Here is a 6,344-nt window from a genome sequence, read left to right on the forward strand (position 1 = left end):
TTCATTTCCTACCAGAACGGATTTTATGAAATAAGGAATAAAGTGTATTTATCAAAAGATTTATTGCCAACTATTTGATAAGGAATTTTTATTCAATCGCACTATATGTATAAAACAGGTATTTGCTCCAGAATAAAGAAAGAAAAATACCTGCAATAGAAAGGATTACAGCCTATCCCCGCAGGCCCTTAGTCAACTATGACGGGAACGCGCTTCGCTAAAGCGCACAGAAGTTCATAACCAATAGTTCCTGCCGATTCTGCGACCTCATCCACCGGTAGGTTTTTTCCCCACAACTCGACAATACTGCCTACATCTGCCTGTGGGCATAGCGTCAAATCAACTGTCAGCATATCCATTGAAATAGCACCCAATAACTGAGTACGAACGCCATCAACCATGACAGGTGTTCCCGTTGGGGCATGCCGCGGGTATCCATCCGCATAGCCACACGCTACTGTGCCTACACGCATGGGTTGCTGAGTCGTATAGCGACTGCCATAGCCAATTTTGTCCCCTTTGGGAAGTTCGTGAACTGCAATAATTTCGCTTTGCAGCGTCATAGTTGATTTCAACCCAACATCCGCAATATCACGCCACTTTCCGCTCGGAGATGCACCATAAAGAATAATGCCTGGCCGTACCCAACTTCCATGTGTCTTCGGATGCCACAAAACGGCACCAGAATTTGCCAAAGAGTGAGGAAGTGTGTTCATTTGCAGGCGTTTAACAACCGCAAACTGCCCATCGACACCAACTTCATTATCCGAATTAGCAAAATGGGTCATCAAAGTCACTGAATTAATATTTTTAACCCCTTCCGCCATTAAAACTACCTGCGGATACTCTTCTGGGGTGAATCCCAGTCGATTCATACCGCTATTGAGTTTCAAATAGATATCAATGGGATTGTCCAATCTGGCTTTTTCTATCTCCTCAAGCTGCCAATGGCTATGTACTGCGGTTGTCAGACGATACTCATTGATGATCTGCAAATCCGCGGGCTTGAAAAAACCTTCCAATAGCAGGATTGGTCCTTGCCATCCCTGTTCTCTTAAATAAATAGCTTCATTCATGTCAAGCAGTGCAAATCCATCCGTTTGCATGAGTACTTGCCATATTCTGTCCAATCCATGCCCATACGCATTCGCTTTCACTACCGACCAGACTTTACTATTACCGACCCTTTGACGAATAACCGCCAAATTATGGCGGAATGCATCGAGATGGATCGTTGCCAAAATAGGACGTGGCATGACGACCCCTTTTATAGTTTATGCAATATGTAAATAAGGCTTCATTGGAAGCACTTTTATATTGAATCCATTGATATATCTGAATACAGAGAGATCATCTGCCGCAATATCAGGTTTCTTGCCCGAAATTAAATCAGCTAGTAACTTCCCTGAACCACAGGCCATTGTCCAGCCTAATGTTCCATGCCCAGTATTTAAATAAAGATTCGAATATTTGGTTGGGCCAACAATAGGAGTTCCATCAGGGGTCATAGGACGCAAACCTGTCCAGAACGAAGCCTCCGCAATATTGCCACCATTGTGGTAAAGATCCTGAACAACCATTTTCAACGTTTCACAGCGACTCTGGGGCACATTCAAATTAAAACCGACCACTTCCGCCATGCCACCCACACGAATACGGTTATCAAAACGGGTAATGGCAATCTTATACGTTTCGTCCAATACGGTTGAGGCTGGCGCTCTTGATTCATCTATAATCGGCATCGTCAACGAATAACCTTTCAATGGATAAACCGGAATTTTGATAAGATCTTTCAATATCTCAGTAGAATAAGACCCCATCGCTACCACATAATTATCCGCTGTCATAATACCATCATCGCATTGGATACCCGTGATTTTATTCCCATCTACCAAAATCTGTTTAACTTGCTTACTGAATATAAACTTCACGCCAGCGTCTTCTGCCATTTTTGCCAGTGTCTTGGTAAACATCTGACAATCACCGGTTTCATCATTCGGAAGTTGCAACCCACCCATCAATTTATGAGAAGCATAGGTAAGAGCAGGCTCCACCGTTGCCAATTGTTCTGCAGTCAATAACCGATAAGGAACCCCTTCCTGCTTTAACACTTCAATATCATTGGTTGCATTATCAAATTGCTTGGCCGTTCTGAACAGTTGCAGGGTTCCTCCCTGACGCCCTTCATATTGGATACCCGTATCCGCTCTTAATTGTTTAATACAGTCTCGGCTGTATTCCGCCAGACGTACCATTCTACTTTTATTCATGACGTAATGGCTTGCATCGCAATTGCGCAGCATCTGCCACATCCAGCGTAATTGAAATAACGAACCATCAGGACGAATAGCCAGAGGTGCATGACGTTGGAACATCCATTTCATTGCTTTCAGTGGGATCCCTGGCGCCCCCCAAGGTGTTGCATACCCTGGTGAGATCTGGCCAGCATTACCGGCACTGGTTTCTTCTGCAGCACTATTCTGGCGATCAACCACGATGACTTCATGACCTTCCTGCGCCAAATACCACGCGCTGGTTACACCAATAACGCCGCTGCCTAAAATAAGGACCTTCATTCTGTCCCCTATTGATGAGTAATATTTTCAAGCATAATATGCTAAATACAAAAAACCAATACAGAATAATAAACTGCGATATGAATAATTAGCTTTTAAGATTTAAGTCACATTTTTATTACAAATTGCAGGTAAATCCTTTATTGAAAATACGAGTGAATATATAAAAAACAACCATAAATCATAAAATTAAAGAAGAATTAAATACTAAAAAACCCCTTTAATCCCTATCTATAGGAGTGATTTTCTCGGTAAAAAAGAAACATTACATTCACAATATGCGATTCAATAAATATTGAACTATGTAAAATTATAGAAATAATACCTCGTTCAAATATTAGTTAAATAGAATAATAATTTAAAAAATTGAATTATACAGTTTAGGTAAATTTTCAACGTCAATTAAAACACCAGAAATATCGTGGTATAAATAAGTTCAAAAAAAGAACAGGTATTAAGCGCACTACCTAAAGCGCACTACCTAAAATAGCAGGCATGTATTGAGGAGTGATTAGAGCGATGATTGGGGAAAAGGAACAAATCCCCAGAAACATAGATAATTCTCTATTATATAACTACATAGTATATCACTACGTGACTGGGGCGAATAAACGCAATCAACAACGCGGCAAATCAAAAAATGAAGAGTATAATCAACCGAAACGGGCTTCTACTAATTCATCGATCATAGCACCCTGCATACCATGCCAGATAATCCCACTCTCTTTGCCATAACTACGCACGCAATCCATGATTTTGTCATAGGATTGTTCCCGACACAGAGAACTTAATTGCTGGTAGAAATTCAATGCCAGATTACGTGCTTCAGGGCTGGAAAAATAATAGCGGCCAACGCGGGTATACAGGCCTTTCAATCCATTGATAATCAAACCATAGATTGGATTTCCTGATGCAAAGGCCAGGCCTCGGAAAATATCATAATCCACAGCGCTGAAAGACTCGGCGGTATCTTCCACGTTTTCTTTTTCCGCCAGAACTTCCAGTGATTTTTCAGGATTCTGTTTGAACGCAGTGCGAATAAAAATAGCGGCGATATTAGTTCGCACTGCCAATAAATTATCGATTAACTGAGGAACGCGATCATGATCAAGGCGTGCCAGCGTTTCTAGAATATTAAGACCGGATGTTTCCCAGAAGTTATTGACCTTTGTTGGCTTACCATGCTGAATAGTCAACCAGCCATCACGGGCAAGGCGCTGCAATACTTCACGCAAAGTCGTACGGGTGACACCGATCAATTCAGATAATTCACGTTCTGCTGGTAGTATGGAACCGGGTGGAAAGTGATTATTCCAAATACTTTCAATGATATACTCTTCCGCGAAACTTGCAGGACTTTGAGCCTTAATTACCATAATTTTAATTATTCCAAAGCAGTTTTCTTGGCTAATAATAGCCACTGATCATACCAGAATGTGTTTGTTCGACATAGTTACCTGGTAAATAAACCGCGAAAGAGTGAAAGGGCTCATAAAAAACGCAATCATTCACGGATTAATTATGTGCGGATCCCCTTAAATTGCTATCTTGTCGGGCGTATTATGCCCAATGTATTTCGATATGGCTGTTTAGATTTGTCTCACGTATCCACAAAGAGGAATGTTAATAATAATGGAAATCGGTATCCGACGTGCAGTGGTGAAAAACTTTCTCGGTAACTCGCCGGATTGGTACAAACTGGCTATCATTGTCTTTCTTATCATCAATCCACTGGTTTATTGCTTCGTCAGCCCCTTTGCTGCTGGCTGGATGCTCGTTGTTGAGTTTATCTTCACGCTGGCAATGGCATTAAAATGCTATCCTTTGCAACCCGGCGGGTTACTCGCTATTGAAGCAGTCATCATTGGAATGACTTCGCCAAAACAGGTAGGCCATGAAATTAGCAACAATCTGGAAGTCATTTTACTGTTGATTTTCATGGTCGCGGGCATTTACTTCATGAAACAGTTGCTGCTATTTGTTTTCACAAAGCTGCTGTTGAGTATCCGTTCCAAAAAAATGCTGGCTCTGGCATTCTGTCTGGCAAGTGCTTTCTTGTCCGCTTTCCTTGATGCCCTGACCGTGATTGCAGTCGTAATCAGTGTTTCAGTCGGATTTTACGCCATCTATCACCAATTTCTTTCCCAAAATGGCAATTTTGAGCTGAGTGATGATAAATTCATTGACAGTGAAGATAAAAAGCAGACGCTGGAACAATTCCGGGCATTTCTGCGCAGCCTGATGATGCACGCAGGTATCGGTACGGCATTGGGTGGCGTGATGACGATGGTCGGTGAACCGCAAAACCTGATTATTGCCAAGCACGTTGGTTGGGATTTTGTCACATTCTTTATCCGTATGTCGCCTGTTACCATTCCTGTGTTTGTTTGTGGTTTATTGGTCTGCTTGCTGGTCGAACACTTTAAATTGTTTGGTTACGGTGCTGAATTGCCTGAGCGCGTTCGTTCCGTTTTGGAAGATTACGATCAAAAAGCCACTGAAAAACGTACCCGTCAAGAAAAAGCCCAGCTTGTTGTTCAGGCGTTGATCGGCATTTGGCTGATTGCCGCACTGGCCTTCCATTTGGCCGAAGTGGGTTTGATTGGCCTGTCAGTCATTATTCTGGCTACCACATTTTGTGGTATTACCGAAGAACACGCACTGGGTAAAGCATTCGAAGAAGCTCTGCCGTTTACTGCATTGTTAACCGTGTTTTTCTCAGTGGTTGCCGTGATTGTTGACCAACAACTGTTTACACCATTTATTCAATTTGTCTTACAATCATCGCCAGCTTCACAGCTCTCCTTATTCTACCTGTTCAACGGTTTGCTCTCTGCGGTTTCTGATAATGTCTTCGTCGGTACGGTTTACATTAATGAAGCGCTGATTGCCCTGAAAAATGGTCTGATTTCACAACAGCAGTATGAATATTTGGCCGTTGCCATTAACACGGGGACTAACTTGCCATCCGTGGCAACACCAAACGGGCAGGCGGCTTTCCTGTTCCTGCTGACTTCAGCCCTCTCTCCGTTGATTCGCCTCTCTTATGGACGCATGGTGATGATGGCATTGCCTTATACCATTGTGATGACATTAGTAGGTTGGTTATGCGTCGAGTTCTGGCTAGTACCTGCCACTGAATATCTCATAAAACTCGGTTTGATCGCCCCGCTGTAATCGTTGACCGAATTTATCAATTTATCGTTGTATCCTGCCAGATGGTGTGTAAAACCACACTATCCGGCTTTTTTATTAACTGCTTTCCTGAAAAAATAGTGTGGTTGACTTTAATTTTATTTTTTTATGGCTGATGAAGCGGCACAATATACCCAATTATTTACCTTAATAAGATGGGAAGACAAAAATGTTTCAGTTTTTAAAACAGAGTTCCCAAGGGCGAGGCGCATGGTTATTGATGGCGTTGACAGCTCTTATCCTGGAAGCAACAGCACTTTATTTTCAACATGTGATGAAATTGCAGCCCTGCGTGATGTGCATTTATGAGCGTGTTGCGCTGTTTGGTATTTTGGGGGCTGCGCTACTGGGGGCAATAGCGCCTAAAACTCCACTGCGCTGGCTGGCGATCCTGCTGTGGATTTACAGCGCATGGCAAGGATTGCAACTGGCATGGGATCACACCATGATGCAGTTATACCCTTCCCCGTTTAATACTTGCGATTTTTTTGTCAGTTTCCCGTCTTGGCTGCCGTTAAGCAACTGGTTGCCTTCGGTGTTTGAAGCGTATGGGGATTGCTCAATGAAACAGTG

General features: G+C 42.6%; 5 protein-coding genes. 2 read left to right on the top strand and 3 right to left on the bottom strand.

What is annotated here, in order from left to right; translation table 11 throughout:
• Positions 1 to 188 precede the first annotated feature (188 nt).
• The 3 genes from alr to fadR all read right to left on the bottom strand — a co-directional run bounded on the left by alr (position 189) and on the right by fadR (position 3,952).
• The gene (gene alr / locus H8A87_RS18790) at positions 189 to 1,256 is read right to left on the bottom strand and encodes an alanine racemase (RefSeq protein WP_198691418.1); all 1,068 of its coding nucleotides are present in this window, start codon (positions 1,254 to 1,256) and stop codon (positions 189 to 191) included.
• Between the two features lie 18 nt (positions 1,257 to 1,274).
• On the bottom strand, positions 1,275 to 2,576 hold the full coding sequence (locus H8A87_RS18795; protein ID WP_198691419.1) for a D-amino acid dehydrogenase: 1,302 nt from the start codon (positions 2,574 to 2,576) through the stop codon (positions 1,275 to 1,277).
• A 653-nt stretch (positions 2,577 to 3,229) separates the two neighbouring features.
• Entirely contained in the window at positions 3,230 to 3,952 is a 723-nt protein-coding gene (gene fadR / locus H8A87_RS18800; protein WP_198691420.1) for a fatty acid metabolism transcriptional regulator FadR, read from the bottom strand.
• A 256-nt stretch (positions 3,953 to 4,208) separates the two neighbouring features.
• On the opposite strand from fadR, the gene nhaB reads away from it, so the two are divergent.
• A complete protein-coding gene (gene nhaB, locus H8A87_RS18805; RefSeq protein ID WP_198691421.1) occupies positions 4,209 to 5,753 on the top strand; it encodes a sodium/proton antiporter NhaB in 1,545 nt (514 codons plus the stop codon).
• A 187-nt stretch (positions 5,754 to 5,940) separates the two neighbouring features.
• Positions 5,941 to 6,344, top strand: a 404-nt coding sequence (dsbB, locus tag H8A87_RS18810) for a disulfide bond formation protein DsbB (protein WP_198691422.1), incomplete at its 3' end; no start/stop codon positions are given.

Origin of the sequence: Xenorhabdus lircayensis, from assembly GCF_016306625.1 — a bacterium.
Taxonomy (GTDB): domain Bacteria; phylum Pseudomonadota; class Gammaproteobacteria; order Enterobacterales; family Enterobacteriaceae; genus Xenorhabdus; species Xenorhabdus lircayensis.

Excerpts from the sequence above, each read along its gene's own strand:
- alr (WP_198691418.1), bottom strand. The coding sequence starts at position 1,256 with ATGCCACGTCCTATTTTGGCAACGATCCATCTCGATGCATTCCGCCAT.
- H8A87_RS18795 (WP_198691419.1), bottom strand. The coding sequence starts at position 2,576 with ATGAAGGTCCTTATTTTAGGCAGCGGCGTTATTGGTGTAACCAGCGCG.
- fadR (WP_198691420.1), bottom strand. The coding sequence starts at position 3,952 with ATGGTAATTAAGGCTCAAAGTCCTGCAAGTTTCGCGGAAGAGTATATC.
- nhaB (WP_198691421.1), top strand. The coding sequence starts at position 4,209 with ATGGAAATCGGTATCCGACGTGCAGTGGTGAAAAACTTTCTCGGTAAC.